Below are 1,379 nucleotides of genomic sequence, written 5' to 3' on the forward strand. Positions count from 1 at the left end.
TCGAACAGCACGCTAGTGTCGGCCTGGTCCTTGGTGACGTAAGCAAGATCATCTAGGATCAGGAGATCGAAGCGATCAAGGCGGTTGATGAGCCTCGAGGTTAAGCTCGCGGCGAGCCAGCTGGAGCTTTTGCACGAGATCGGTGGTGCGGGTGAAGAGGACGCGCCATCCGTTCTCGATGAGGGCCAGGCCGATAGCTGCCGCCAACTGGCTCTTGCCGCCGCCGGGCGTCCCGAACAGGAGCAAATTGGCGCCCTTGTCCAGCCAGCTGTCACCGGCGGCGAGCGCCATCACCTGCGCCTTCGAGATCATCGGCACGGCCTCGAAGTCGAAGCTGTCGAAGGTCTTCCCGGCTGGCAGCCTGGCCTCGACGGCATGACGGTCGGTGCGCCGGCGACCGCGTTCGGCGATCTCGTGCTCGGCCATGGTGGCGAGGAAGCGGGCCGCCGGCCAACCTTCCTTGTCGGATTGCTCGACAAATTGCGCCCACAGCACCTTGATGGCTGGCGGGCGGAGCTCGTTGAGCAACAGATTGAGGCGCGCGGTATCAACGGTGTTGGCCACGCTCATGCGGCACCTCCGGTCTCGGCGGTACCAATGAGGCATTCGTAGGTGGCAAGCGGCGCGAACTGCACCACGACGTTCGGCAGGTGGGCGGGGTCAGGAGCGAAGTGAGCGCGCAGCCGGTTGAGTTCGGGAAGTCGGCCGGCGTCAAGGTCGGCCGTGAGCTGATCGGCGAGCTCGGCCTCGCAGCCGCGCTCATGAGCGAGCGCGAGGAGATCGACCATGATCCGGCAGGCCTTCTTGTCCGGTAAGCGCTCGCGCAATCGGTCGAAGGTTCGCCGATAGCCCTCGCGCGGGAACAGCCTGTCCCGATAGACCAGATTGAGAAGCGCCATTGGCTTGCGCCGCAGGGAATGGATCACGTGCCGATAATCGACGACCTGGTCGTACTTGCCGTTGGGATGCGGCCGCCCGCGCGGCAAGGTCAGGAGATGCGTGCCACCGACGAACACGTCGAGGTGATCGTCGTAGAGCCGTGCCCGCAGCCGGTGACCGATCAGGCGCGATGGGACCGTGTAGAACACCTTGCGCAGGGTGAAGCCGCCCGAAGACGTCACGCGGACGATCACCTCTTCGTAGTCGGAGGTGCGGAGATCGGGCAGCTCCTGCAATACCACGCGCTCGCTATCGATCCGCTTGGCGTTGCGGGCATTGCGGCGGCTGACGATCTCATCGATGAAGCCGCGATAGGTGGCAAGATCGTCGAAGTCGACAGTTCCGCGCAGCAGCAAGGCGTCGCGATTGCTCGCTTAAGATGACCGTGGGGCCCTTCGATCGAGCCATTCTCGTGGGCCACGCCTCGATTGTTGCGGGAA

2 pseudogenes are annotated in these 1,379 nt (G+C 64.3%); both read right to left on the reverse strand.

The features are described 5' to 3' along the window. Window positions 1–570 (reverse strand): annotated as a pseudogene (locus ACFQX9_RS29105) (ATP-binding protein); the annotation flags it as partial. Further along, window positions 567–1,379: pseudogene (locus tag ACFQX9_RS29110) on the reverse strand (IS21 family transposase); the annotation flags it as partial. The pseudogenes ACFQX9_RS29110 and ACFQX9_RS29105, both read right to left, overlap by 4 nt.

The sequence above is a fragment of the Bradyrhizobium sp. GCM10028915 genome (genome assembly GCF_042666195.1).
Classification (GTDB): Bacteria; Pseudomonadota; Alphaproteobacteria; order Rhizobiales; family Xanthobacteraceae; genus Bradyrhizobium; species Bradyrhizobium canariense_D.